The sequence below is a fragment of the Candidatus Pelagibacter ubique HTCC1062 genome, from assembly GCF_000012345.1.
Lineage (GTDB): Bacteria > Pseudomonadota > Alphaproteobacteria > Pelagibacterales > Pelagibacteraceae > Pelagibacter > Pelagibacter ubiqueversans.
Window position 1 is genome coordinate 703391 of the sequence record NC_007205.1, and the last position, 25564, is coordinate 728954.

Consider the following 25564-nt stretch of genomic DNA (forward strand, 5'->3'; position numbering starts at 1 on the left):
TATGCAAATAATTAATAAATTTTATAAATTACTGAATGTATATATTTATTTTATTTCATTCTCTCTATTAATAGTATTTTTTTCCACAACTTATTCAAATGCAAATGCATTTAGGGTATCTAAAATTGAAATATCCTCTCCATTTGAATTAAATTTTGAAAAAAATAACGTTATTGACAAAGGATTTCATACTTCCTTTTCTGATTTGATTTCAATGATTGCAACCTCTGGTGATAGAAAAAAGATTAAAAATGTTTCTATAAAAGAAATTAAGGGCATGATTGATTCTTTCACCATTAGTGATGAAAAATTTATAAATAATGAGTATTTTGCAAATTTAGAAACAACATTTAATAAAAAAAAAATTCTTAAATTTTTAGAAAATAAAAATATTTTTCCATCAATACCCCAAAGAAATAAGGTCCTATTATTTCCTATCCTTATAGAAACAAAAAATAACAATATATATCTTTTTAATAACAATATTTTTTACGATAAATGGAATGAACAAAAAAACTCTTATGATTTGTTAGATTATTTATTACCAAGTGAAGATATTGAAGATTTGATAGAGTTACAAAAAATCTCAAAAGATATTGAAACTTATGATTTTTCAAATCTAATTAATAAATATGATATTAAAGATAATATAATTTTGATAATATATAAAGAAAGCAACAGAATAAGAACACTTTCAAAAATTAATTTAAATAACAGCTTGAAAATTCAAAATAAGAACTATCCCAAATTAGATGTTTTGAATAATAATGACTTTTCTAATATTGTTGAAAATTTAAAACAGCTTTATGAAGATCAATGGAAAAAAAATAATGAAATTAATACTTCCATAAAACTTCCTTTAACAATATCTATTAATTCCAAAAAAACTAAAAAAATTATAGAGTTGGAACAGGTGCTTTATAGTTTAGATTTAGTTTCTGACTTTAGTATTTTGAATTTTAATAGTGAGATTATTCAATATAAAATTACTTATAATGGCACACCTAATATATTTTTAAATGACATGAAAGAAAAGAACCTTGAATTAGAAATTAAGAATAATATGTGGATATTAAAATGAAAAATTTAAATCAATTATTATTAGATTTTAATTATGAACAAAACTTTAAAGATGATGATTTTTATGTTGGAAAGAGTAATTTTTATGCTTTTGAAATGATTAACAAATGGCCAAAGTGGGAAAAAAATTTTTTAAACATTAATGGTGAAAAATTCTCTGGAAAAAGTCACCTGGTTAATATTTTTTTGAAAAAATTTAATGGCATTAGGATTGATGTTAATTCATTAAATGATGAAAATATTAAATCCATTAAACCTTACCAAAATATTGTTTTAGAGGATTTAAATTTAAATATAAATGAGAAGCTGATTTATTCACTTTTTAATATAATAGATCAAGATAATAAGTTTTTGATAGTCACATCAATGAAACCAATATCTGAGATCAATTTTAAACTTGAAGATCTTCGATCTAGAACAAAGAACTGTCTTTTTGCAAATATTCAAAACCCTGATGATGAGCTAATGTTTGCATTAATATTAAAAAATTTATCAGACAGACAAATTACTTTAGATAAAAAGCTGATTAACTTTATTATTAAAAGAATTGAGAGATCGTATGGCAAAATATTTGAATTCATATATAAAATTGACAAGATTAGTTTAAAAAAAAAGAAATCTATCGATTTTAAAATTATTAATGAAGCTCTTGAGGAATAAGTGAATAAATATAGAACACATACATGTAGTGAGTTAACAATAGATAGTAGGGGTAAAGATGTTGTTTTATCAGGCTGGATAAACAAAAAACGAGATCATGGAAATTTACTGTTCATAGATTTAAGAGACAATTATGGAATGACTCAATGCATCATAGATAAAAGTAACCAAAATTTTAATTCATTAGAAAAAATTCAATTAGAAAGCGTAATCAAGATAAATGGTAAGGTTGTAGAGAGAACAAAAGAAACTATTAACACCGATCTTCAAACTGGAGAGATTGAAGTTAATATAAATTCATTTGAAGTACTGGGTACTTGCAAAGAGTTACCAATGCCAGTTTTTAGTGATCAAGAGTATGCTGAAGAAATTAGACTCAAGTATAGATTCTTAGATCTAAGAAGAAAAAAAATTCATGACAATATTATTTTAAGGTCAAAAGTTATCTCTTTTATTAGAAGCGAGATGTCTAAACTTGGGTTTTTGGAATTCCAAACACCAATATTAACATCCTCTAGCCCTGAAGGTGCAAGAGATTTTTTAGTACCAAGTAGACTAAATCCTGGAAAATTTTATGCACTGCCACAAGCGCCACAACAATTTAAGCAACTTATAATGGTTTCTGGTTTTGATAAATATTTTCAAATAGCTCCATGCTTTAGAGATGAAGATGCAAGGGCAGATAGAAGTCCAGGTGAATTTTATCAGCTTGATTTAGAAATGTCTTTTGTTGAACAAGAAGATGTCTTTCAAGTTGTTGAAAAACTAATAGTCAATGTTTTTAAAAAATTTTCTGAAAAAAAATTGATGTATGAAAAATTTCCAAGAATACCTTATGAGGAATCTATGCTTAAGTATGGATCAGATAAGCCAGATTTAAGAAACCCATTAATAATTTCAGATTTATCAAACATTTTTATACGTGATGATGTTACGTTTGAGATATTTAAAAAGCTTGTAAAATCTGGTTCTAAAGTGAGATGTATAGTAACAAAAAATACAAAAGATAAACCTAGGAGTTTTTTTGATAATATTGATAAGTGGGCAAAAGAACAAGGGGCGTCTGGTCTTGCTTATTTTACAATTGAAAAAGAAGAAAATATTTCAGCAAGAGGACCGGTGGGAAAATTTTTTTCTAAAGAAGCACTAGAGGAAATTATGAAAATCACTGGAGCTGAAATAGGGGATAGTATATTTTTTGCTTGTGGAAAAATAAATGATGTTGAAAAAATAACCTCTTTAGCTAGAGATAAAATTGCTAAAGATTTAAAATTAATTGATGAAAATACTTTCGCATTTTGTTGGGTTGTTGATTATCCAATGTTTGAAAAAAATGAAGTAACTAATAAAATTGAATTTAGTCACAATCCATTTTCAATGCCTCAAGGAGACTTAAAAGATATTGATTTTGATAATCCTCTTAATATTAAAGCCTACCAGTACGATATTGTTTGCAATGGGATAGAGCTATCTTCAGGTGCAATTAGAAATCACGTGCCAGAATTAATGTATAAGCTTTTCTCGATTGCTGGATATCAAAAAGAACAAGTTGATGAAAAATTTAGTGGAATGATCAATGCTTTAAGTTATGGAGCCCCACCTCATGGTGGTATAGCACCTGGTATCGATAGAATTGTAATGCTATTAGCAAATGAAAAGAATATTAGAGAAGTTACAATGTTCCCAATGAATCAAAATGCTCAAGACTTAATGATGAACGCTCCATCAAACGTTAACGAAGAGCAACTTAAAGAGCTTGGTTTAGCTTTAAAACTGAAAAAATAATATTACTTTTTACCTTTTAAGCTTATCTTAACGTCAGATAAATCAACAAGATTTTTTTTGTAGTTATTTCTAACAAAACCTTTGCTAGTAACATCTTTTATAATTTTAAGTAATTGATTTTGATCCTCAGTATTTTCTTCCTCAGGTAAAGATCTATCTGATCCACCAATTGATGGAGTGTGAGCAAGATCTTCTCTATTTTGATATGAAATTGCTAATTCTCTAAAAATATAATCAAGTATTGAAGAAGCACTCATTATTCTGTCATTACCGTGTACTTTTCCAGATGGTTCAAATTTAGTATCAACATAAGCACTGATGAACTCATCTAAAGGAACGCCATATTGAAGTCCAAGTGAAATTGCTATTGCAAAATTGTTCATCAAAGCTTTTACCAGTTCACCCTCTTTACTTGTGTCTATGAAAATTTCTCCAATTTTACCATCTTCATATTCACCAGTATGGAGATAAACTTTATGGTCACCAATTGTCGCTTTTTGGATGTAACCTTTTCTTCTATCAGGCATACTAAATCTTTTACTGACACCCTCGTTAATTTTTTTAACAAAATTAGTATTATTTTCTTTTGAAATGACCTTAGGTTTGCTTTGCTCAGTAATAATATCTATTTTTTTAGTTTCGGTTACTTTATTATTTGCATCTAAACTTTTTGTTTTTCTTGTATCAAGTTTAACGTCTAAAACTTCAAATTTTCCATCGTCCCGTTTTTCAAGATTTGCTAACTCTGCTTCATTAATATCATCCAGATAATGATTAACTTTAAAGCTACAAGTATAATAAGTTTCTACTAAATATTTTGCCATTTTTCCTTTAATTAATTTTTTATTTTGAATCGTAAGATAATTAATTTATATACAAATCCTTACTTTAGTCTAATTTAAATAATACAATTTAGGATTGAAGAATTAATAAAATAATATGTTGACACTTTTAAAAAAAATTTTCATTTGGTGGAACCAAGAAACACTAGGTACAAAATTAAAAACTATTTTTTACGGAAAACTTGCTGGAAAAGATTCTAGTGGCAACAAATATTACGAAAGTAAATCTGGAAAACGATGGGTGATTTACAATGATGAAATTGATGCATCGAAAATCCCTAATGAATGGTTCTCTTGGATGCATTTCACTAATAATAGAATTGAAAACAATCATGAATTGAAAAAATATGATTGGCAAAAACCGCATCAATCAAATCAAACGGGTACTGAGAATGCCTATCATCCTAATAAAAATAATGATCCTATTAAAAAAAAATATACAATCTGGAAAAGTTAGTTTCTTATTTCTTTTAATTTATTTTTTTTTAACAAGCTTATCATCACCCCTAATAGCTAATGAAAATAACGAAGGAAAATTTGTTGAAATAAAAATTTTAGATAAAGTAAGTTCAAAGACCGATCTTTTAAAATTAAAGATAGGAGAGGAGCTAAGATTTAAAAGTTTGTTAATAAAAAGTCTCAAATGCAAAAACTCTGAATTTGATGACAACCCAGAAATTACAGTTTATATTCAAGTTAAAGACACGATTAAAAATGATAACAACGAAGTGTTTATATTTAATGGGTGGACTTTTTCATCTAGTCCTGCGGTAAATCCTTTTGATCACCCAGTGTATGATATTTGGTTAACAAGATGTTATTAGAATACTTTTTCATTATCTAGCCAGCTAACATTAAAGTCTGACTCAATAAATTTTTTATGATTTAGTAAAATTTTATGAAGAGGTATCGTTGTTGTTATTCCTTCAATGACAAATTCATCTAAAGATCGATTCATTCTTTGTATTGCTTCAGTTCTATTTCTTCCGTGTGTGATAACTTTACAAATCATACTATCGTAAAATGGTGTAACTTTATAACCTTGAAAAATTGCACCATCTACTCTTGTTCTAAAACCTGATGGTTGGTGACACATTCCTATAGTTCCAGGAGAAGGTTGAAAATTTTTACTCGCATCCTCTGCATTAATTCTGCATTCTATTGCATGCCCTCTAGGATTAATGTCACTTTGTTTTAAAGCTGTTTCACCAGTATATGCTATCCAAATTTGCTCTTTAATAATATCAATCCCAGTTACCATTTCAGTTACAGGATGCTCCACTTGAACTCGGGTATTCATTTCTAGAAAATAAAATTTTCCATCTTCATATATAAATTCAACAGTTCCAGCCCCCTCATAACCAATTTTACTAACCATATTTACAGTTCTTTCAAAAAGATCTTTTCTGATCTGATCTGTTAAAACTGGACTAGGAGTTTCTTCTATTAATTTTTGATGTCTTCTTTGAACTGAGCAGTCTCTTTCATGTAAATGTACTGTTCTATTTTTTCCAGATAATACCTGAACTTCAATATGTCTTGGATTTTGGAAAAATTTCTCAATATAAATTTCATCATTGCCAAAATATTTTTGTGCTTCAGACTTTGCTGTTGAAAATAATGTTTCAAATTCTTCTTCTTTACGAACGATTTTCATTCCCTTGCCCCCACCACCGGCGGATGCTTTAATTAGAACTGGAAAGCCTATTTTTTTACAAAGTTCTTTGGCTGTCTTTACGTCTGTTATTCCGCCTTCAGAACCTTCAATAACAGGTAGACCATGTTCTTTTGCAATTTTTTTTGCTTGAATTTTATCTCCCATCATCTCTATGAGTTTTGAAGAAGCACCAATAAATTTAATATTATTTTCCTCTAGTACTTTAGCAAAATTTGCATTTTCAGATAAAAAACCATATCCAGGGTGAACTGCTTCTGCTTTTGTAAGTTCTATTGCTGACATCAAAGCTGGGATATTTAAATAACTATTTGCAGGTTGGTGTGAGCCAATGCATACACTTTCATCCGCCAGTCTTACATGCATACTATCTTTATCAACATCAGAATGAACAGCGACAGTTGCTATACCCCATTCTTTGCAAGCTCTTATAACTCTGACTGCAATTTCCCCTCGGTTTGCAATTAGAATTTTTTTAAACATTACTCTACGATGATAATAGTTTGGCCGTATTCAACAGGTTGGCCATCTTCTACACAGATTTCTTTTATAATTCCATCTGCTGTTGATGGAACATGGTTCATAGTTTTCATAGCCTCAACTATCATAACCGTTTCACCTTTTTTAATTTTTTTACCAACTTCTACAAACTTTTTACCACCAGGTTCTGCCGCAAGATAAGCTGTGCCAATAATAGGAGATTTAACTTCAGTTCCAGACACAACAGTCGACTTAACTGTATCAAGGGCTGGTGTTGAAGCAGCAACACTTACAGTTTGATTTGAACTAGTTGGATTAGATTTTGATACTTTTATCTTAGTATCTTTATCAGTGTATTCAATTTCAGTTAAATTGAATTCATTTAAGTAGTCAGTTAATTCTTTAATAATGTTTTTATCTATTTTCATTTTGTAACATGTTTTGCATTGCAATTATGGCTAAAATATAACCATTATCACCTAAACCAAAAATTCCACCAGTAGCAATATCGCTGATTAAAGATTTGTGTCTAAATTCTTCCCTTTTATATATATTTGATATGTGAAGTTCAATAATTGGTTTTTTATAAATATCTAAAGCATCCCTGATAGCTACAGATGTATGCGTAAAACCTGCAGCATTAATAATTATACCATCAAATTTACTTTTAGCCTCTTGGATGGTTGTAACTATTTCACCTTCTATATTTGACTGGGAAAATTCTAAATTAATATTTAAATCTTTAGCTTTATCTAAACAATTTTCTTTTAACTTATCAAACGTTATTGATCCATATTGTGATTGTTCTCTTTCACCTAATAGATTAAGATTAGGACCATTAATAATTATAATATTATTACTCATCAAATTCTTATACATTATGAAAAAAATAAAAAAAATAAAAATTAAATTAAATGGTAAATTTTCAACAATAAATGAAAATTTATGCCTCTTAATTTTTTTAAAAGAACTAAAAATACCTCTTAAAAAAGTAGCAATTGAATTAAATCAAGAAATAATAGATAAAAATAATTTAAAAACTATAAAACTAAAAAATAATGACAAAATAGAAATTGTTCATTTTATTGGAGGTGGATAAAATTGGTTAACGATAAATTAATAATTGATAAAAAAAAATTTAATTCCAGATTAATAGTTGGAACTGGAAAATATAAAAGTATGGCAGAATGTGCAAAAGCTATTAAATTATCTGGAGCAGAAATTGTTACTGTTGCTGTGAGAAGAGTAAACATTTCTGATAAAAAAAAACCTTTATTGATGGACTACATTGATCCAAAAAAAATAACTTACTTACCAAACACTGCTGGCTGCTTTAATTCTGAAGAGGCTCTTAGAACATTACGTTTAGCAAGAGAAATTGGTGGATGGAAACTGGTAAAACTTGAGGTTTTAGGAGATAAAAAAAATTTATTTCCAGATATGATTGAAACATTAAAATCTACAGAAGTTTTAACTAGAGAAGGATTTAGAGTAATGGTTTACTGTAATGATGATCCTTTAATGGCTAAAAGATTAGAGAATGTAGGAGCTTGTGCAATTATGCCTCTCGCAGCACCCATAGGATCTGGACTTGGAATTCAAAATACAACAAACATAAAAATAATAAGAAGCCAAACAAAGCTTCCTTTGATAATTGATGCTGGCTTAGGACAAGCGTCAGACGCAGCTATTGCCATGGAGTTAGGTTGTGATGGAGTGTTGGCTAATACTGCAATCGCTAAAGCTAAAAAACCATTTCAAATGGCATTGGCATTTAAAAATGGAGTAATTGCAGGAAGACAATCTTATTTAGCAGGTCGTATAGAAAAATCTATATATGGAAGCGCATCTTCTCCAAAAACTGGAATCATCTAGGCTACTGGTTTTTTAAAAAATTTCTTTTTAAAAAAAGGTTTTTTTTTATAAGGCTTTTTTTTAATAGGACTTTCAAAAGATTTAACTTCTTTTTTTTGCTCTTCTAGGTTTTTTAACTTTTCTATATGTTGAACTATTTCTATTGTTTTTTTAGTTTTGTTTTGAAGGTCAATTATGTATTCAGGAATAATAAGACTGTTATCTGCAATTATATCGATCTTAATTAAGTTTTTTTCTTCAAAATACTTTAAATCTTCAATAAAGTTTTCTTTCATAAAGTCCGATATCTTTTCGCAAATCTTAAGTTCTACAAATTTTGCTTTTGTTAAAACAGCTTTAACCTCGACTAATTTAAGAATCTTCATCGCAAAAGACTCATCTGTAAGTGTAACTTTCCATTTTACAGCACTTTCCCTTAATCTTTGTCTAGACATTTCTAAAAGTCCAAATGTACTAATTCTTCCAATTTGAATTCTTGCCCTATCAGTTCTGCATTGTTCTTTAAGTTTTCTCTCAACCAACCTTCTATTTCCAAAACTCAACATATCAATAAAATCAATAATAATTAGACCAGACAGATCTCTTATTTTTATTTGTCGAGATATCTCTTCTGCTGCCTCAAGATTAGTGTCTAAAGCAGTACTTTCTACATTTTTTTGTTTAATAGAGCTTCCTGAATTTATGTCAATTGAAACTAGTGCCTCAGTTGGATTTATAACTAGGTAACCTCCTGATTTTAGTTTTATTTCTGAGTCATAAATTTGATTTAATTTTTCTTCAATGTTCTCTTTAAAAAATAAAGGAACTTTTTCTCTATATTTTTTTATTTTTTTTACATGAGAGGGCATCATTAACTTCATAAAGTTTTGGGCTTTTTTGTAACCTTCATTACCTTCAATGACGATACTATTTGTACTTTCATCATACATATCTCTCAAAGTTCTTTTTATAATATCACTTTCTTGATGGATTAATGATGGAGCTATAGAGTTTAATGCATTTTCTTTAATTTCATTCCAAGTTTTAATCAAAGTTTGAAGATCATGATCAATATCATTTTTTGTTTTGTTTGATCCTGCGGTTCTTACAATAAGCCCCATTTCTTTTGGGATAACTATATCGTTTAAAATAGTTCTAATTTTTTTTCTTTCTCCTGGGTTAAATATTTTACGAGATATGCCACCACCTTTTGGTGTATTGGGCATTAGTACAATATATTTACCTGCTATAGAAATAAAAGTACTCAACGCAGCACCTTTTTGTCCTCTTTCATCTTTTAAAACTTGTATTAAAATTACTTGGTTAGGTTTTATAACTTCTTGAATCTTATATCTTTTAGATCTAAATCTTGTTTCAGGTTTTCTACCATGTAGTACAGGCGAAGGTTGTTCTTTATCTTCATCTACTTGAGTGGTATCTGTAATTGGAGTATCACTCCCTTCTGTTATCTGATCATTTGTTTCAAATTCAGACTCAAGTTTTACTTCAACTGGATCATTAATATTAAGATTACCCTCGTTAATATTCTTTTGTTCTTCTAGCTCACTTTTTTTTAATAGTTCTTCTCTGGCTTTTTCTTCTTCTTCTTTTATTTTTGCTAAATCACTCTGAGGTATTTGATAATAGTCAGATTGAATATCGTTAAAGGATAGAAAACCGTGTCTATCTCTTCCAAAATCAATAAATGCAGCTTGTAAAGATGGCTCTACTCGGCTTACCTTGCCAAGGTAGATATTATTTTTTATTAAATTGTTTTTTAAGCCTTCGTACTCGTAGTCTTCAATGTTTTCACCTGACTTAAGTACAACTCTTGTTTCATTTGGATGCGAAGCATCAATGTATAAATTTTTTTCCATATATTTTTGATTAATTGTTTCATTTTATATTTAAATAATTTTAAATTTTGTTTGAATTCTGATGCCTTAACTTTAACAAATTCTTATATATATTAAACTAAAATGCATCGAATAATTAAAAATATATTTATAGTAGTTTTAAGTGTTGGTTTGTTATCTGCATTTTCTGTATTAGCTGTTTTGTGGGCTTTTTCTAACAATTTACCAGATTATAAATTCCTCAAAAATTATAAACCATCAGTTTCTAGTAAAGTTTACTCAGGGGATGGTGAGTTGGTGAATGATTTTTCATCAGAAAAACGAATATTTGTACCCTACAAATCAATATCAGAAAAAGTGATTAATGCTTTCTTATCTGCAGAAGATAAAAATTTCTATTCACATCCAGGAGTAGATGCCAAAGGAGTGTTAAGAGCAATAATTAATAACATTTCCAATGTAGTTGCATCAAGAAGATTGGAAGGTGCATCAACAATAACTCAACAAGTGGCAAAAAATTTTTTATTAACAAACGAAGTAAGTTTAAATAGAAAAATTAAAGAGGCAATTCTTGCCTTTAGAATAGAAAGAGCTCTTTCAAAAGAAAGAATATTAGAACTATACTTAAATCAAATATATCTGGGTGAAGGTACTTATGGCGTTGCATCTGCTAGCTTAGAATATTTTGACAAATCAATTAGTGAATTGAATTATGAAGAAGCAGCTTTATTAGCAGCTCTGCCAAAGGCTCCAAGTAGATATAACCCGTATAAAAATATAGAACTCGCAAAATTTAGAAGAGATCTCGTTATAAACAATTTGTTTGAAAATAATTATATAAGCAAACAAAATCAAAAAGAACTTTTGTCAAAAAAAATAATATTAAAAAAAAGAAAAAAAATATTTACAGAAGATACGAGTTACTACGTAGAAGATATTAGAAAAAATGTGGTTGAAAAATTAGGATTTGATAAAGTTTACAAACAAGGATTAAATATAAGTACACCTATTAATATTAGCTTGCAAAAAATTGCAACTGACTCATTGAGACAAGGTCTTATTGAATACGATAAACGAAAAGGGTGGCGTGGTCCATTGACTAATGTTAAAAATTTAGAAAAATGGAATAAAGATTTAGATAAATTTAGATTAGAAAGATCAATTAATTGGGATTTAGCAATAGTTAAAAAGATAGATAAATTTTCAATAGAAATTGAAACGGAATATGAAAAAAAAGGAATTATTAAGTACGAAAACATCTCGTGGATAAAAAAAGATTTTGATGAAATATTAAAAATTGGGGATGTTATTTATACTGAAAACATAAATAAAAATATATTTGCCTTAAGGCAACTGCCAGAAGTTAATGGAGGGATTGTTGTTATGGACCCTTTTACTGGACGGGTATTAGCTCTAAGCGGAGGATTTAGCTTTAAAAAAAGTGAATTTAATAGAGCCACACAAGCACTAAGACAGCCAGGTTCTGCTTTCAAACCTTTTGTTTATGCTTTAGCTCTTGAGAATGGATATACACCATCAACTTTAATTCTAGATGCACCACTAGTTTTAGAGCAAGGATCTGATTTAAAAATGTGGAAACCTGAAAACTACGGTAAAAAATTTTATGGACCATCAACACTTAGAATGGGGTTAGAAAAATCTAGAAACTTGATGACTGTCAGAATTGCACAAGATCTTGGAGTTAAAAAAATTGTTAATTTTTCAAAAAAACTTGGTATTTATGAAAATCCCAGCGAGCTTTTATCAATTTCATTAGGCTCTGCAGAGACAACTTTATTGAAACTAACATCTGCATACTCTTCATTTATTAATGGAGGAAAATTAGTTAAACCAATAATGATAGATAGAATTCAAGACAGTGAAGGGATTACAATTTTTAATAATGAAATGAGAGAGTGTATAAATTGTGATCAAATATCTCACTTAAGTAACAATTATCCAAATATAAAGGACAGTTTTGAGCAAATATTTTCGCCAGAAACAGCATATCAAATGACCTCGATATTGGAGGGAACTGTTCAAAATGGGACAGGAAAAAATTTAAAAGATTTAAATTTGGATTTGGCTGGAAAAACAGGCACAACAAATGGAAATACAGATACATGGTTTATAGGATTTACTTCAAAATTAGTAATAGGAGTTTATGTAGGTTCAGATAATCCAAGATCACTTGGAAGGTATGAAACAGGAGCAAAAACAGCATTACCAATTTTTAAAAGTTTTGTAAAAAAAGCTGTAAAAAAAGAAGATGCAAGACCGTTTAAAGTTGCAAAAAATATTTTAATGAAAGTTATTGATCCTGTTACAGGAGAAAAAGCTGAAATTGGTACAAGAAGAACAATTATTGAAGCTTATAAAGAAGTGAAAGTAGAAAATTTATCAAATAAAGATATTAATAATAGATTAAAAAATAATAATATATTAAGGTTCTACTAATGGACAACGAATATTTAAATTACAAATCTGAAATAGAAAAAATCAATCAAAGAGTTAAGGAGTACCTTTGAAAAAAACGATATTCATAAAAAATTAGAAAAGAATAACCAAAAAATATTAGAAGCTAATTTTTGGCAAGATAAAGCAAATTCTCAGAAAGTTATTAAAGAAAAAAAATTATATGAAGAATTAATAAATTCATATGAAAATTCATCTAAATCAATAATTGATCTTGATGAATTGAACGAACTTGCTTTAGAAGAAAAAAATCAATCTGTCATAAACGAAGTTCTTGAGAGTATTAAAAATTTAAAAAAATTAGCTAAAAAAAATGAAACTAAATGTTTTTTGTCAAATGAAACTGACAGTTTAGATTGCTATATAGAAATTCATGCCGGTGCTGGTGGAACAGAGAGCCAGGATTGGGCAGAAATGTTAAGAAGAATGTATTTAAAATGGTCAGATATTAAGAATTTTAAATCAGAATTAATTAGTGAACATAAGGGAGAGGAAGCAGGCATAAAATCATCAACTATTAAAATTGAGGGTGATTATGTTTTTGGATGGTTAAAAGCTGAGTCAGGAATTCATAGGTTGGTTAGAATATCTCCTTTTGATTCTGGAGCTAGACGACACACTAGTTTTGCAAGTATCTGGATTTATCCAGTCGTAGATGAAAATATTGAAATAGAAATTAATGAAAAAGATTTACGTATTGACACCTATCGATCAAGTGGAGCAGGAGGGCAGCATGTGAATACTACAGATAGTGCGGTAAGAATAACCCATCTACCTTCTAAAATAGTAGTTCAATGTCAAAATGAAAGATCACAACATAAAAATAAAGATACCTGTATGAATATGCTTAAGGCAAGACTATATGATTTTGAATTAAAAAAAAAAGAACAAGAAAGCCAAACAGTAGAGTCTTCCAAGTCAGAAATTGGCTGGGGTCATCAAATTAGATCTTATGTACTTCACCCATACAGAATGGTAAAAGATAATAGAACTAACTTTGAAAGCTCAAATCCTGATAAAGTCTTAGACGGTGAGATTGATGATTTTTTAGAAAGTTCGTTATATAAAGTGAAATAATGAAAAGAATAGTTAAAATTCTTGCAATATTAATAATAACCCTTGCGGCAATTGTTATTTACTTGAGCCTCTATGGAGTAAAAACTGACAAGTTTAATAAAGAAATTATAAAGAATGTTTCAAAAATTAATAAAAAAATTAATCTTTCATTAAATGAGGTTAATTATCTATTAAACCCAATGAATTTTAGTATTAATATTTCAACAAAAAACCCTAAAATATTATTGGAAGATAAAAGTCTAGATTTAAAAGACATTACTAGCAATATTTCATTAAAATCTTTTATAAGTAATCAGTTTTCTATTGATGATTTAAAAATTTCAACAAAAGAAATTAAAATCAAAGATTTAATCTCATTAACAAGAGCAGTTGAAGGGTCACCACAACTTTTTGTTTTAGATAGTATTACTAAAGAGGGATTAATTTCTACAGATATAAATCTTAAATTTGATTTAGATGGAGAAATAAAAAACAACTATCAAATAACTGGGAATGTCAAAAAAGCAAAATTTAATATTTTTAATAAGGTTGAAATTGATGATTTAAACCTTTTATTTAATATAAGCAACAATCAGCTAACATTAAAAAAGATAGAAACAAATCTTAATAGTATAAAATTAAAATCGCCTTTAATCAAAATCGAAAAAAAGAAAGATATATTTTTTGTTGATGGAGAGGTGGCAAATGAAGAACAAAATTTCGATATAAACAAATTAAAACCTATATTTGGAGACTTACTAAATAATATAGAGATAGAAAAAATTGACTTTAATTCTATAAATATTTTTTCTTTTAATGTTAACAGAAAATTAAAATTAAAAGATTTAAAACTAGAGACCAACTTGAACTTAGAAAATTTTCAAATAGTTAAAAATCCCCTTAATTTAAAAACTTTTTTACCTAATTATGCAGAGCAAATTAAATTTAAAGATCATAAAATTAAAATTAAATTAATAAAAGGTATATTGGATATTAGGGGAGATGGAGATATCTATATTGGAGACGAGTCTGAACAATTATCTTACAACGTTATTAAAGATGCGGGAGAAATAAAATTTGATACTAACCTTAATATTAAAAATAATCCATTAACAATAAATTTTTTAGATTATAAAAAGAAAAAAGGAAACAGTTCAGAAATTTTATTAAAAGGTATTTACAAAAAAAATAAAGAATTGATATTAAAAGATATCTCTTTAACAGAAAAAAATAATCAAATTTTAATTAAAGATTTAATGTTTAGTAAAAATTTTAAAGTTAAAGATTTAAGTTACATTAAACTTAATTATCGAAATAAAAATGATCTTCTTAACAATTTAGAGCTAAAAAAAAATAAATCTAATTTTTCCATAAATGGTAAAAGTTTTGATGCAACACAGTTAATTAACAACAGCATGAGTGATGATGAAAGTACAGCAATTTTTGAAAATTTTAATTCTAAATTTGATATTAAAATAGGCACAGCTTATATAAATAAAAACGATTATACTAAAAACTTAGCTGGATACTTCACTTTTAAAAATAATAAATTAGATAAATTAAATCTAGCATCTACTTTTCCTAACAAAAAAAAAATGAACTTATCTATTGAAACTAATAACCAGAATGAAACAATTACAAAATTCTTTTCAAACTACCCGAAACCTTTGATTAAAAGATATGACTTTATTAAAGGATTTGAAGAAGGTTATCTAAATTTTAATTCTATTAAAAAAGATGGTGTTTCTAATTCTGTATTAATTATTGATAACTTTAAAGTTAAAGAGGTACCTGTTTTTGCTAAGCTTTTAAGCCTAGCGTCACTTCAGGGTATTGCAGATCTTTTAACGGGTGAGGGAATAAGATTTACTGATTTTGAAATGAGATATTCAAGTCAAAAAGGTCTTACTAATATTGAAGAAATGTATGCTATTGGACCTGCTATTTCTATATTAATGGATGGTTATATTGAATCAAAGAAATTGGTTAGCTTGAGAGGAACATTGGTTCCTGCAACAACTATAAATAGATCTATAGCTTCAATTCCACTACTGGGCAAAATACTAATAGGAGAAAAAACAGGTGAAGGTGTTTTTGGTGTAAGTTTTAAAATAAAAGGACCTCCAAAGAATTTATCAACAACAGTTAATCCAATTAAAACACTAACACCTAGATTTATAACAAGAACTTTAGAAAAAATTAAAAAGAACTAAATTAACTCAACTTTAATATGTTTTTTCTTGCCAAGTGAAAGTTTAATTAAACTACTCTTAAATAAATCTTCAGTAATTAAAAACTTTTCATCAGAAATAGCCTGACCATTTATTTTAATTCCATTCCCTTTAATTAATCTTCGAATTTCACTTTTAGAACTTTCTAATTTTGATAAAATTACCAAATCTAGAATACTTATATTATCATCTAACATTTTTTTATTAATTTGAGTGGTTGGTAGATTATCACCTAATGAATTTTCAGAAAATGTTTGTTTGGCTGTTTCTTGGCATTTTCTTGCCTCATCTTCTCCATGCAACATAGAAGTAGCTTTGTTGGCAAGTAAAATTTTTAACTCATTAATATTGTCATCTTTAATATTTTCAATTTCATCAACATTAATATCTGTAAAAATTTTTAAAAACTTTAAGACATCTCGATCATCAATATTTCTCCAAAATTGCCAGTAGTCATATGATGAAAGAAATTTTTTATCTAGCCAAACAGCTCCAGATTCAGTTTTACCCATTTTTGCACCTGATGCCAATGTAATAAGAGGTGTCGTTAAACCATAAACATGATTATTTGAATATCTTTTTATAAGATCAACTCCATTAACAATATTACCCCATTGATCAGAGCCACCAATTTGAAGCATACATTTTTCTTTTTTGTTTAATTCTAAAAAATCGTATGCTTGTAAAATCATATAGTTAAATTCCATATAACTTAATGACTGCTCTCTCTCTAATCTAATTTTGACACTGTCAAAACTCAACATTTTGTTAATTGTAAAATGTTTTCCAACATCTCTTAGAAAAGAAATATAATTTAAATTTTTAAGCCATGTATAGTTATTAACAAATATAGGTTTTGTCTCTGGATCTTTATCATCTAAAAAATTTTTTAGAATTTTTTCAATATTATTTATATTTTTTTCAATTTCGTCTTCAGATAAAATTGTCCTAGTTTTATCTTTTCCAGATGGATCACCTATTCTAGTAGTGCCCCCTCCTAATAAAACAATTGGTTGGTGGCCATGTTTTTGTAGCAACCTAAGACACATAATTTGAAGTAAGCTACCAACGTGAAGACTTTCAGCTGTACAATCAAAACCAATATAAGCTCTGATTTTTTCTTTATCTAATAATTGAGATAGATTTTCTTCACCTGTACACTGGTAAAAGAAACCACGATCTTTAAATTCTTTTAAAAATTTATTCATAAATATGCTATCTAGAATATACAATATTTACTTTAAAAATAAGAATGGAAAAATTTTATACTTCTTTAGGGTTAATGAGTGGCACATCTATGGATGGGGTTGATGCGTCAATTATTAGATCAGATGGTGAAAGTAACTATGAACCTATATTTGATAAATATTTTGAGTATGATGGAGTAATTTACTCAAACTTACTAAATCTAAGAGATAAGATAAATTCAATAAAAGATTTACAAGATAATTCTTATCAAATTAACGAGCTCGAGAGAAAAATTACCTTATTTCATGCAAAAATTAGCAAAGAAATTATAAAGAATGCAGGAGTGGATGTAGATATAGTTGGGTTTCACGGTCAAACAATTTTTCACAATGCTCAGGAAAAAATATCAAAACAAATAGGAGATGGCAATTTACTATCAAGTCTTTTAAAAAAAAATGTAGTTTATAACTTTAGAGAAAATGACATTCATAATGGCGGCCAAGGAGCTCCATTAGCTCCAATCTTTCACAACTTACTTATAAACCAGAATAAAATAGAGAAACCTGCTTGTGTTTTAAACATAGGAGGTATCGCAAATATTACTCTTGTTATCTCAAAAAATAATGAAGATTTAAAAAGTTTTGATGTAGGTCCTGGTAATTGTCTTTTAGATGAATGGGTTAGAAGACACACACAAATGAAATATGATGAAAATGGAAAAGCATCAAATTTAGGAAAAACAAGTGAAGTTATTCTAAATCAAGCGATTGATAATTTTGACAATATAAGTAATCAAAAAAAACTTTCATTTGATATAAAAGATTTTGATTTAAGTTTTGTAAAAGGTCTCACATATGAGGATGGCTTATCTACATTAGTAGATTTTACAGCAATAATAATTTATCAATCAATTTTAAAATCAATCAACAGTGAAGAAAATAAAAAGTTATTAATAATAGTTTGTGGTGGTGGAAGAAAAAACCTTTCATTAATGGAGAGCATAAGAAAAAGACTACCAAAAAATATTTATTTAAAAATAATTGATGATTATAAAGTTGATGGTGATTTCATCGAGTCTCAAGCTTTTGCTTATCTTGCAATTAGGTCTGCACTTAAAAAAGTAATTTCATTCCCCAATACTACAAATGTCAAAAAACCGTCAATAGGTGGAGTTTTAGTTAAAAACTATTAAGATTAAAATAAAGCAGATTCTTTTTTGATATATTTATCTAAACATTTTACTAATACGTCTTCTGTTTTAGTAAAAAAATGATTAGCATCATTTATAGCCTGAAAGTCAACTTTAATACCTTTTTGGGCGCTCAATCTTTTATCTAGATCTGTAATATGTTCTAAGGGAACTAACTCATCCTTTTTTCCATAAATCATTAAACCTGAAGTAGGACATGGAGATAAGAATGAAAAGTCATAAACATTTGGTTGTGGCGAAATTGCAATAAATCTATTTATTTCTGGTCTTCTCATTAACAATTGCATTGCAATTAAAGACCCAAAAGAAAATCCTGAAACCCAACATTGTGAGTTATCAAAATTTTCACGCTCCAACCAATCTAGTGCTGCAGCAGCATCAGCCAGTTCACCTTGACCATTATCAAACTCACCATCACTTTTTCCAACACCTCTAAAATTTACTCTACATACAGAAAATCCATTTTCCATAAAAGTATGAAATGTATCAACTACAACTTTATTATTCATTGTTCCTCCATATTGAGGATGAGGTTGTAATACTAACGCTATTGGTGATGTAATTTTTTCACTTTTGTAATACTTGGCCTCCATTCTTCCAGCAGGCCCAGGTATAAAAACTTCAACTATTTTATTGTCCATAAATGATATTGATTATTATTCTCAAAAAAAAATACACATATCATAACTAAGCGACAATATGTTATCTTTTTTATGTATTGTATACTTGACTAATTTAGTCAGGTTTGTATAAAAAGCCCACTTAAATAAGGATAATATGAAATTAACTTCAAAAGGTAGATACGCAGTAATGGCTTTAGCTGATCTTGCTAAGTTCAATAGTGTTAATCCAGTATCTTTAAGAGATATATCGTTAAGACAAGGTATTTCTTTGGATTTTTTAGAACAAATTTTTTCTAAGTTAAAAAAATATAATATCGTAAAAAGTATTAGGGGTACTAATGGAGGTTATATCTTAAACAAAGAACCAGAAGAAATTAAATTAGCAAACATACTTAGTGCCGTAGATGAAGAAGTCAAAACTGTTCAATGCAAGAAGGAATCTAAAAAAGGATGCAATAGTAAGACTACGAAATGCATCACTCATAATTTATGGGACGAACTTGAAGTTCATATCAATCATTTTTTCGAACAAAAAAATTTAAAAGATCTTATAAGCAATTCTTCAGAAAGTAGAAATTAAAATGGATGCAAGAGAAAAAGAAATAGAAAAATTAAAAGATTATAAATATGGATTTTCAACTGATATTGAAAATACTAGAGCACCCAAGGGTTTAAATGAAGAGGTAATTAAGTTTATTTCAAATATTAAAAAAGAACCACAATGGATGCTTGATTGGAGATTGAAAGCCTTTGAAAGATTAAAGCAATTAAAAGAACCTAATTGGCAAAAACCTAAATATCCGAAAATAGATTATCAAGACCTTTATTATTATTCAGCACCAAAAAGCATGGATGACAAACCAAAAAGTTTAGACGAGTTAGATCCAAAATTATTAGAAACTTATAATAAACTTGGAATACCTCTTCAAGAACAAGCAAGACTTAATGGAATAGCAGTTGATGCTGTATTTGATTCAGTTTCTGTTGCAACCACTTTTAAGGGTGAGTTAAATAAAAAAGGAATTATTTTTTGTTCTATGTCTGAAGCTATACAAGATCATCCTGAATTAGTAAAAAAATATTTAGGGTCTGTAATTCCAATATCAGATCATTATTTTGCAACACTTAATTCAGCAGTATTTACCGATGGGTCATTTGTATATATTCCTGAAGGTGTAAGATGCCCGATGGAACTCTCAACTTATTTTAGAATTAATGCTACAGAAACAGGTCAATTTGAAAGAACTTTGATCATTGCTGATAAAGGAAGTTATGTAAGTTATTTAGAAGGATGTACAGCACCAATGAGAGATGAAAATCAATTACATGCAGCAAATGTAGAATTAGTTGCACTAGATGATGCTGAAATAAAATATTCAACAGTACAAAATTGGTATCCAGGAGACAAAGATGGAAAAGGTGGAATTTATAATTTTGTAACTAAAAGAGGTTTATGCAAAGGAAAAAATTCAAAAATATCTTGGACACAAGTTGAAACAGGTTCAGCAATTACATGGAAATATCCAAGTTGTATATTGATGGGTGATAATTCTGTAGGAGAATTTTACTCAATAGCAATAACAAATAATCATCAAAAAGCAGATACAGGTACTAAAATGATTCATTTGGGTAAAAATACAAAAAGCAAAATAATATCAAAAGGTATTTCAGCTGGATTTGCAGATAATACTTATAGAGGCTTAGTGGATATTTCAAAAAATGCTGATAATGCAAGGAATTTTACTCAATGTGACTCTCTTTTGATGGGTAACAAGTGTGGAGCGCATACTGTTCCATACATAAAGAATAAAAATTCTAGCTCAAATATTGAGCATGAAGCAACAACATCCAAAATTAGCGATGAACAATTGTTCTATTGCAATCAAAGAGGTTTAAATCAAGAAGAGGCTGTTAGTTTAATTGTTAACGGTTTTTGCAAAGAGGTTCTGCAACAATTACCAATGGAATTTGCTGTTGAAGCTCAAAAATTAGTAGGAATCAGTTTAGAAGGGAGTGTTGGTTAATGTTAACAATTAAAGATCTTAAAGCGAATATTGATAATAAAGAAATTTTAAAAGGTTTAAATTTAGAAATTAAACCAGGAGAGGTGCATGCAATTATGGGGCCTAATGGATCTGGAAAAAGCACTCTATCAAATGTTCTTTCAGGGAAAAAAGGATACACTGTAACTGGTGAAGTAAAGTATTTTAATGAAAATCTTTTAGAATTAGAAATTGAAGAAAGAGCTCATAAAGGAATATTTTTAGCATTCCAATATCCATTAGAAATTCCAGGGGTAAATACCAATATATTCTTAAAAACATCTTTAAATGCAATTAAAAAAGCTAAAGGTGAAAAAGAATTAGATGCTATTGAATTCTTAAAATTAGTTAAACAAAAAGCCGGAGAATTAAAATTTGATGAAAAAATATTAAGTAGACAATTAAATGTAGGTTTTTCTGGTGGAGAAAAGAAAAAAAATGAAATACTTCAAATGTCTATCCTTAATCCTAAGCTGTCGATTTTAGACGAAACTGATTCTGGACTTGATATTGATGCTTTAAAAATAGTATCTGAGGGTGTGAATGCATTAAGAAGTAAAGATAGTTCTTTTTTAATTATTACCCACTATCAAAGATTACTTGATTATATTAAACCTGATTTTGTTCACGTTCTAATTAATGGTCAAATCGTTAAATCTGGAGGTTCAGAATTAGCAATGGAATTAGAAAGCAAAGGTTACGAAACTCTTAGTTAAATGATTGAACAACTAAAATCAGATTTCAATAAGATGACAGAAAATTTAAAATTTTCTGAAAACAATATTGAGTTTAGAAAAAAAAATTTAATCAATTTTATTGATAAAGGCTTTCCAAATAAAAGAATTGAAGATTGGAAATTTTCAGATTTAAATCAAATAATATCATCTAATATTAAAAATTTAAGTTTTTATAACGATAAAACTTACGAACCTAAAGATCAAGTATCTTTAATTAATAAGTTTGAACATAATAAGATTATTTTTATTAATGGAGTTATTTCAAAAGTAGACATCAAGTATGAGGATGACACTAAAGTTTTAATTAATAATGATTTAGATTTAAGCAACAATTCGAATGGAATTAATCCATTAGTATCTTTAAACCATGCTCTTGTTAGTGCACATATTGGTATTATCGTTAAAGAGAATTATTCATTAAATAAACCTTTGGTTTTATACAATATTACTACTGAGGATGTTAATTCAACTGCACTCAATTTAAGAACGGATATTAAGTTAGAAAAAAATAGTAACTTGAAATTAGTTACTATATTTGATGATCAGTCTCAAAATAATTTCATTAATATAAATCAAAATTTTGATATTGCTCAAGATGCAATCCTTAAAAGTTACAAAATTGATCATAAAACCAATTCTAATATTAAATATTTTTATAATAATATTAATCTTGAAAAAAATAGCATCTCTGAAAATTTTATTTTTTCGACAGGATCTAAATTTATCAAAAATGAAGTAAATTGTAATCTAAATGATCAATACAGTTCAGCATTTATTAATGGTGTGATAAGTTTAAAAAACTCACAACATCATGAAATTAAAACGAACATAAATCATTTAGCAGAAAATACAAAAAGCTATCAATTAATCAAAACAGTTTTAAATGACAATTCTAAAGGTATTTATCAAGGTAAAATTTTTGTTGATCAAAAAGCACAGAAAACAAATGGGTATCAACTAAGTAAAGCTTTACTTTTAAATGAAAATACAGAATTCGATGGTAAACCTGAACTTGAAATTTACGCCGATGATGTAAAATGCTCGCATGGATCAACTTCAGGTAACTTAGACGAAGACTCGATATTTTATCTAATGTCTCGAGGTCTAAGTTATCAGCAATCAAAAGAATTATTGATTAATGGTTTTCTAATGGATGCAGTTGAAACAATTACTGATTTAGAAATCAAAAATTTAATCAAAGAGATGATGGGAGTTGTAGAGTGAGTATAGAAAATATTAAAAAAGAATTTCCAATATTTAATAATAAAGTTCATAATAATGATCTTGTATATCTTGATAGTGCTAACTCATCTCAAAAACCACAATCTGTAATTGATAGAGTTAATGATTTTTATACAAATGAATTTTCAAACACAGGTAGAAGCGTTCATTACTTAGCAGTAGCTGCAACTAATCTTTATGAAAATACAAGATCTTCTGTTCAAAAATATATTAACGCTAAAGATAAAAATGAAATTGTATTCACTAAAGGTGCGACTGAGGCAATTAATCTTGTAGCTAATACCTATGGTCAAAAATTTTTAAAAGAAGGGGATGAAATACTTATAACAGAACTTGAACATCATTCTAATTACGTGCCCTGGCATTTTTTACGACAATCTAAAGGTATAAAGATTGAGTTTGCAGAAATTAATGATGATGGAGAGATTACTTTAGAAAGCATTGAAAAAAAAATTACATCAAAAACAAAATTAATTGCTATTACACACTTATCAAATGTAACGGGATCAGTTTTACCAGTTAAAGAAATAACAGAACTTGCTCATTCAAAAGGTATTGCGGTTTTAGTAGATGGATGCCAAGGTGCTCCTCATTTAAAACTTGATATGCAAGACATAGACTGTGATTTTTATGCTATTTCTTGCCATAAAATGTACGGGCCAACAGGTCTTGGTGTTTTATATGCAAAGAAAAAGTGGCTAGAGGAATTACCACCCTATCAAGGTGGCGGTGGAATGATTCGAGATGTAAAAAAAGATAGCATTTCATATGGAGATTTACCTAATAAATATGAAGCTGGAACAATGGCTACAGCACAAGTTATAGCATTTGATCAATCTATAAAATTTTTAGAAAAAATCGGAATTGAAAACATGATTAAACATGAGCAAGAATTAATCCAGTATGGTCAAGAAATTTTAAGAAAAAATAATTCAGTTAAATTAATTGGTAACCCAAAACATAGGTCAGCAGTTTTGTCTTTTACTATAGAAGGTGTTCATCCACATGACATAGCTACAATATTGGATGAAGATGGTGTTGCTATTAGAGCAGGTCATCATTGTTGTCAAATCCTACATGACAAATTAGGAATACCTGCAAGTGCACGTGCTTCATTAGGTGTTTACAATACAAAAGATGATTTAGATCAACTTAATAATTCTATCAATAACTGTAAGAAAATTTTTAATCTCTAATGAATATAAAAGAACTTTATCAAGAAATAATTTTAGAGCATGGTAAAAATCCACGCAACTTAAGAAAAACTGAAAATTTTAATAAAGATGCAATGGGTAAGAATCCATTATGTGGTGATAATGTACATATATTTTTAAAACTTGATGAAAATAAAAAAGTAGAAGATATTTCATTTGAAGGTAGTGGCTGTGCAATTTCAATGGCCTCAGCATCAATTATGACTGATTTAATTAAAGGCAAAGAAGAAGTAGAAGTTAAAGAAATTGTAAATGACTTCTTAGGTATGATTAAGGAGAATCCTGAATTAAAATCAAAAAACCTAGAAGAAGATGAAAAAACTAAATTAATGTGCTTGTCTGGAGTAAAACAATATCCAATGAGAGTAAAATGTGCGACTTTATCATGGCATACTTTAATTTCTGCAATTGACAATACTCAAGAAGAAATTAATACTGAAAAATTAGATTAAATTATGGATTTAAGAGAACAAGTAATAGCTGAAATTAGAAAAATTTATGACCCAGAGATACCGGTCAATATTTATGAATTAGGTTTAATTTATGATGTTAAAGTAAACGAGTCTAAAGCTAAAATTATAATGACCTTGACTACACCAAATTGTCCTGTTGCAGAAAGTTTACCTCAGGAAGTTAAGGATAGTGCAATGCAAGTAGAAGGCATTGAAGAGGTTGATCTAGATTTAGTTTTTGAACCACCTTGGGAAAAATCAATGATGTCTGAAGCTGCTAAATTGGAGTTAAATCTATAATGAACCCTATCATTAAATTAAGTGATAATGCTGCAAGTCGTATTAAAGAAATTATGTCTGGAGTTGAGTCGAATTCAATTGGTGTTAGAGTTGCAGTTAAATCTGGTGGTTGTGCTGGCATGTCTTATGTAATGGAATATGCAAAAGAAATAAATCTTTCAGATGAAATAATTGAAGATAAGGGTGTTAAGGTTTTTGTTGATGCTGCAGCTGTTATGTACTTATTAGGCACTGAAATGGACTATAAAAAAGAAGAATTTTCATCATCATTCGTATTCAATAACCCCAATGAATCTGAACGTTGTGGTTGTGGCGAGTCATTTAAAGTATAACATTACCTAAACGCATATCAGTATTGCAAATATCACATATCTATGGTATTAAATAGTTATGAATAAATTTGAATTTAAAAATCTTGTTAAATCTCTAGAAAAGTCACTGAAAGAAAGAACTTTTTTCAAGACTCTTAGAAAAGAAGTAAACACTGGTGCTAATGGCACTCAGGATTACGTTGTTAAAAAAGGAATTAACAAAGATACAATCGCAACAACTAGACAGTAAT

The 25564-nt window shown here is 28.1% G+C and carries 27 protein-coding genes; 20 read left to right on the plus strand and 7 right to left on the minus strand.

What is annotated here, in order from left to right:
* The first annotated feature begins 1 nt into the window (after position 1).
* From SAR11_RS03640 to aspS, 3 genes are read left to right on the plus strand one after another with little or no spacing between them, the layout of a single operon-like run.
* Positions 2-1081 carry a hypothetical protein gene (locus SAR11_RS03640; protein ID WP_011281889.1) on the plus strand — a complete coding sequence of 360 codons (1080 nt, stop codon included), beginning with the start codon at positions 2-4 and terminating at the stop codon, positions 1079-1081.
* A complete protein-coding gene (locus SAR11_RS03645) occupies positions 1078-1740 on the plus strand; it encodes a DnaA ATPase domain-containing protein (protein WP_011281890.1) in 663 nt (220 codons plus the stop codon). Before SAR11_RS03640 ends, SAR11_RS03645 begins: the two co-directional genes overlap by 4 nt.
* A complete protein-coding gene (aspS, locus tag SAR11_RS03650; protein WP_011281891.1) occupies positions 1741-3525 on the plus strand; it encodes an aspartate--tRNA ligase in 1785 nt (594 codons plus the stop codon).
* A 2-nt stretch (positions 3526-3527) separates the two neighbouring features.
* Here the strand turns inward: aspS and SAR11_RS03655 are convergent, their stop codons facing one another.
* Positions 3528-4349 (minus strand): ribonucleotide reductase, encoded by an 822-nt coding sequence (locus SAR11_RS03655; protein ID WP_011281892.1) that lies wholly within the window; start codon positions 4347-4349, stop codon positions 3528-3530.
* Positions 4350-4464: 115 nt separating this feature from the next.
* Between SAR11_RS03655 and SAR11_RS03660 the strand changes: the two genes are divergently transcribed.
* Positions 4465-4824: an NADH-ubiquinone oxidoreductase subunit NDUFA12 family protein gene (locus SAR11_RS03660; protein WP_011281893.1), complete on the plus strand. Its 360-nt coding sequence runs from the start codon at positions 4465-4467 to the stop codon at positions 4822-4824.
* Positions 4784-5191: a DUF2155 domain-containing protein gene (locus SAR11_RS03665; protein WP_011281894.1), complete on the plus strand. Its 408-nt coding sequence runs from the start codon at positions 4784-4786 to the stop codon at positions 5189-5191. Before SAR11_RS03660 ends, SAR11_RS03665 begins: the two co-directional genes overlap by 41 nt.
* Here SAR11_RS03665 and accC read toward each other — a convergent pair.
* Genes accC through aroQ form a run of 3 tightly spaced genes read right to left on the minus strand, consistent with a single transcriptional unit; the run spans position 5188 to position 7386 of the window.
* Positions 5188-6525: an acetyl-CoA carboxylase biotin carboxylase subunit gene (accC, locus tag SAR11_RS03670; protein ID WP_011281895.1), complete on the minus strand. Its 1338-nt coding sequence runs from the start codon at positions 6523-6525 to the stop codon at positions 5188-5190. The genes SAR11_RS03665 and accC overlap by 4 nt on opposite strands.
* Complete coding sequence (locus SAR11_RS03675; RefSeq protein WP_011281896.1) at positions 6525-6950, minus strand: acetyl-CoA carboxylase biotin carboxyl carrier protein; 426 nt, start codon at positions 6948-6950, stop codon at positions 6525-6527. Before SAR11_RS03675 ends, accC begins: the two co-directional genes overlap by 1 nt.
* Entirely contained in the window at positions 6937-7386 is a 450-nt protein-coding gene (aroQ, locus tag SAR11_RS03680) for a type II 3-dehydroquinate dehydratase (RefSeq protein ID WP_011281897.1), read from the minus strand. The genes SAR11_RS03675 and aroQ overlap by 14 nt, the downstream gene beginning before the upstream one ends.
* A gap of 16 nt (positions 7387-7402) precedes the next feature.
* On the opposite strand from aroQ, the gene thiS reads away from it, so the two are divergent.
* Positions 7403-7621 (plus strand): sulfur carrier protein ThiS, encoded by a 219-nt coding sequence (gene thiS / locus SAR11_RS03685; protein WP_011281898.1) that lies wholly within the window; start codon positions 7403-7405, stop codon positions 7619-7621.
* A 2-nt stretch (positions 7622-7623) separates the two neighbouring features.
* On the plus strand, positions 7624-8397 hold the full coding sequence (locus SAR11_RS03690) for a thiazole synthase (protein ID WP_006997183.1): 774 nt from the start codon (positions 7624-7626) through the stop codon (positions 8395-8397).
* Here SAR11_RS03690 and SAR11_RS03695 read toward each other — a convergent pair.
* Positions 8394-10253 carry an Rne/Rng family ribonuclease gene (locus tag SAR11_RS03695; RefSeq protein WP_011281899.1) on the minus strand — a complete coding sequence of 620 codons (1860 nt, stop codon included), beginning with the start codon at positions 10251-10253 and terminating at the stop codon, positions 8394-8396. The genes SAR11_RS03690 and SAR11_RS03695 overlap by 4 nt on opposite strands.
* Positions 10254-10355: 102 nt before the next feature.
* Here SAR11_RS03695 and SAR11_RS03700 point away from each other — a divergent pair, with 102 nt between their 5' ends.
* The 3 genes from SAR11_RS03700 to SAR11_RS03710 are packed head-to-tail and all read left to right on the plus strand — an operon-like array spanning position 10356 to position 15976.
* Positions 10356-12689 carry a penicillin-binding protein 1A gene (locus SAR11_RS03700; RefSeq protein ID WP_011281900.1) on the plus strand — a complete coding sequence of 778 codons (2334 nt, stop codon included), beginning with the start codon at positions 10356-10358 and terminating at the stop codon, positions 12687-12689.
* Between the two features lie 45 nt (positions 12690-12734).
* The gene (gene prfB, locus SAR11_RS03705; protein WP_080502256.1) at positions 12735-13784 is read left to right on the plus strand and encodes a peptide chain release factor 2; all 1050 of its coding nucleotides are present in this window, start codon (positions 12735-12737) and stop codon (positions 13782-13784) included.
* Entirely contained in the window at positions 13784-15976 is a 2193-nt protein-coding gene (locus SAR11_RS03710) for a hypothetical protein (RefSeq protein ID WP_011281902.1), read from the plus strand. Before prfB ends, SAR11_RS03710 begins: the two co-directional genes overlap by 1 nt.
* Here the strand turns inward: SAR11_RS03710 and tyrS are convergent.
* On the minus strand, positions 15973-17202 hold the full coding sequence (tyrS, locus tag SAR11_RS03715; RefSeq protein WP_011281903.1) for a tyrosine--tRNA ligase: 1230 nt from the start codon (positions 17200-17202) through the stop codon (positions 15973-15975). The two genes, SAR11_RS03710 and tyrS, sit on opposite strands and share 4 nt — an antisense overlap.
* Positions 17203-17246: 44 nt before the next feature.
* On the opposite strand from tyrS, the gene SAR11_RS03720 reads away from it, so the two are divergent.
* Complete coding sequence (locus SAR11_RS03720) at positions 17247-18374, plus strand: anhydro-N-acetylmuramic acid kinase (protein WP_011281904.1); 1128 nt, start codon at positions 17247-17249, stop codon at positions 18372-18374.
* Between the two features lie 2 nt (positions 18375-18376).
* Here SAR11_RS03720 and SAR11_RS03725 read toward each other — a convergent pair whose 3' ends face one another.
* Positions 18377-19033 carry an alpha/beta hydrolase gene (locus SAR11_RS03725; RefSeq protein ID WP_011281905.1) on the minus strand — a complete coding sequence of 219 codons (657 nt, stop codon included), beginning with the start codon at positions 19031-19033 and terminating at the stop codon, positions 18377-18379.
* A gap of 136 nt (positions 19034-19169) precedes the next feature.
* On the opposite strand from SAR11_RS03725, the gene SAR11_RS03730 reads away from it, so the two are divergent.
* Genes SAR11_RS03730 through SAR11_RS07050 form a run of 9 tightly spaced genes read left to right on the plus strand, consistent with a single transcriptional unit; the run spans position 19170 to position 25563 of the window.
* Positions 19170-19595 (plus strand): RrF2 family transcriptional regulator, encoded by a 426-nt coding sequence (locus SAR11_RS03730; RefSeq protein ID WP_006997175.1) that lies wholly within the window; start codon positions 19170-19172, stop codon positions 19593-19595.
* Position 19596: 1 nt separating this feature from the next.
* Positions 19597-21039: a Fe-S cluster assembly protein SufB gene (sufB, locus tag SAR11_RS03735; RefSeq protein WP_011281906.1), complete on the plus strand. Its 1443-nt coding sequence runs from the start codon at positions 19597-19599 to the stop codon at positions 21037-21039.
* On the plus strand, positions 21039-21773 hold the full coding sequence (sufC, locus tag SAR11_RS03740; RefSeq protein WP_011281907.1) for a Fe-S cluster assembly ATPase SufC: 735 nt from the start codon (positions 21039-21041) through the stop codon (positions 21771-21773). Before sufB ends, sufC begins: the two co-directional genes overlap by 1 nt.
* Positions 21774-23018, plus strand: a complete 1245-nt coding sequence (locus tag SAR11_RS03745) for a SufB/SufD family protein (RefSeq protein WP_011281908.1) — start codon at positions 21774-21776, stop codon at positions 23016-23018.
* Positions 23015-24232, plus strand: a complete 1218-nt coding sequence (locus SAR11_RS03750) for an aminotransferase class V-fold PLP-dependent enzyme (RefSeq protein ID WP_011281909.1) — start codon at positions 23015-23017, stop codon at positions 24230-24232. The genes SAR11_RS03745 and SAR11_RS03750 overlap by 4 nt, the downstream gene beginning before the upstream one ends.
* Positions 24232-24702, plus strand: coding sequence for a Fe-S cluster assembly sulfur transfer protein SufU (gene sufU / locus SAR11_RS03755; protein ID WP_006997170.1), 471 nt, complete (start codon positions 24232-24234; stop codon positions 24700-24702). Before SAR11_RS03750 ends, sufU begins: the two co-directional genes overlap by 1 nt.
* 3 nt (positions 24703-24705) lie before the next feature.
* The gene (locus tag SAR11_RS03760; RefSeq protein WP_011281910.1) at positions 24706-25002 is read left to right on the plus strand and encodes an iron-sulfur cluster assembly protein; all 297 of its coding nucleotides are present in this window, start codon (positions 24706-24708) and stop codon (positions 25000-25002) included.
* Entirely contained in the window at positions 25002-25334 is a 333-nt protein-coding gene (locus tag SAR11_RS03765; RefSeq protein WP_011281911.1) for a HesB/IscA family protein, read from the plus strand. Before SAR11_RS03760 ends, SAR11_RS03765 begins: the two co-directional genes overlap by 1 nt.
* 58 nt (positions 25335-25392) lie before the next feature.
* Positions 25393-25563, plus strand: coding sequence for a hypothetical protein (locus SAR11_RS07050; protein WP_006997167.1), 171 nt, complete (start codon positions 25393-25395; stop codon positions 25561-25563).
* Position 25564: the final 1 nt, after the last annotated feature.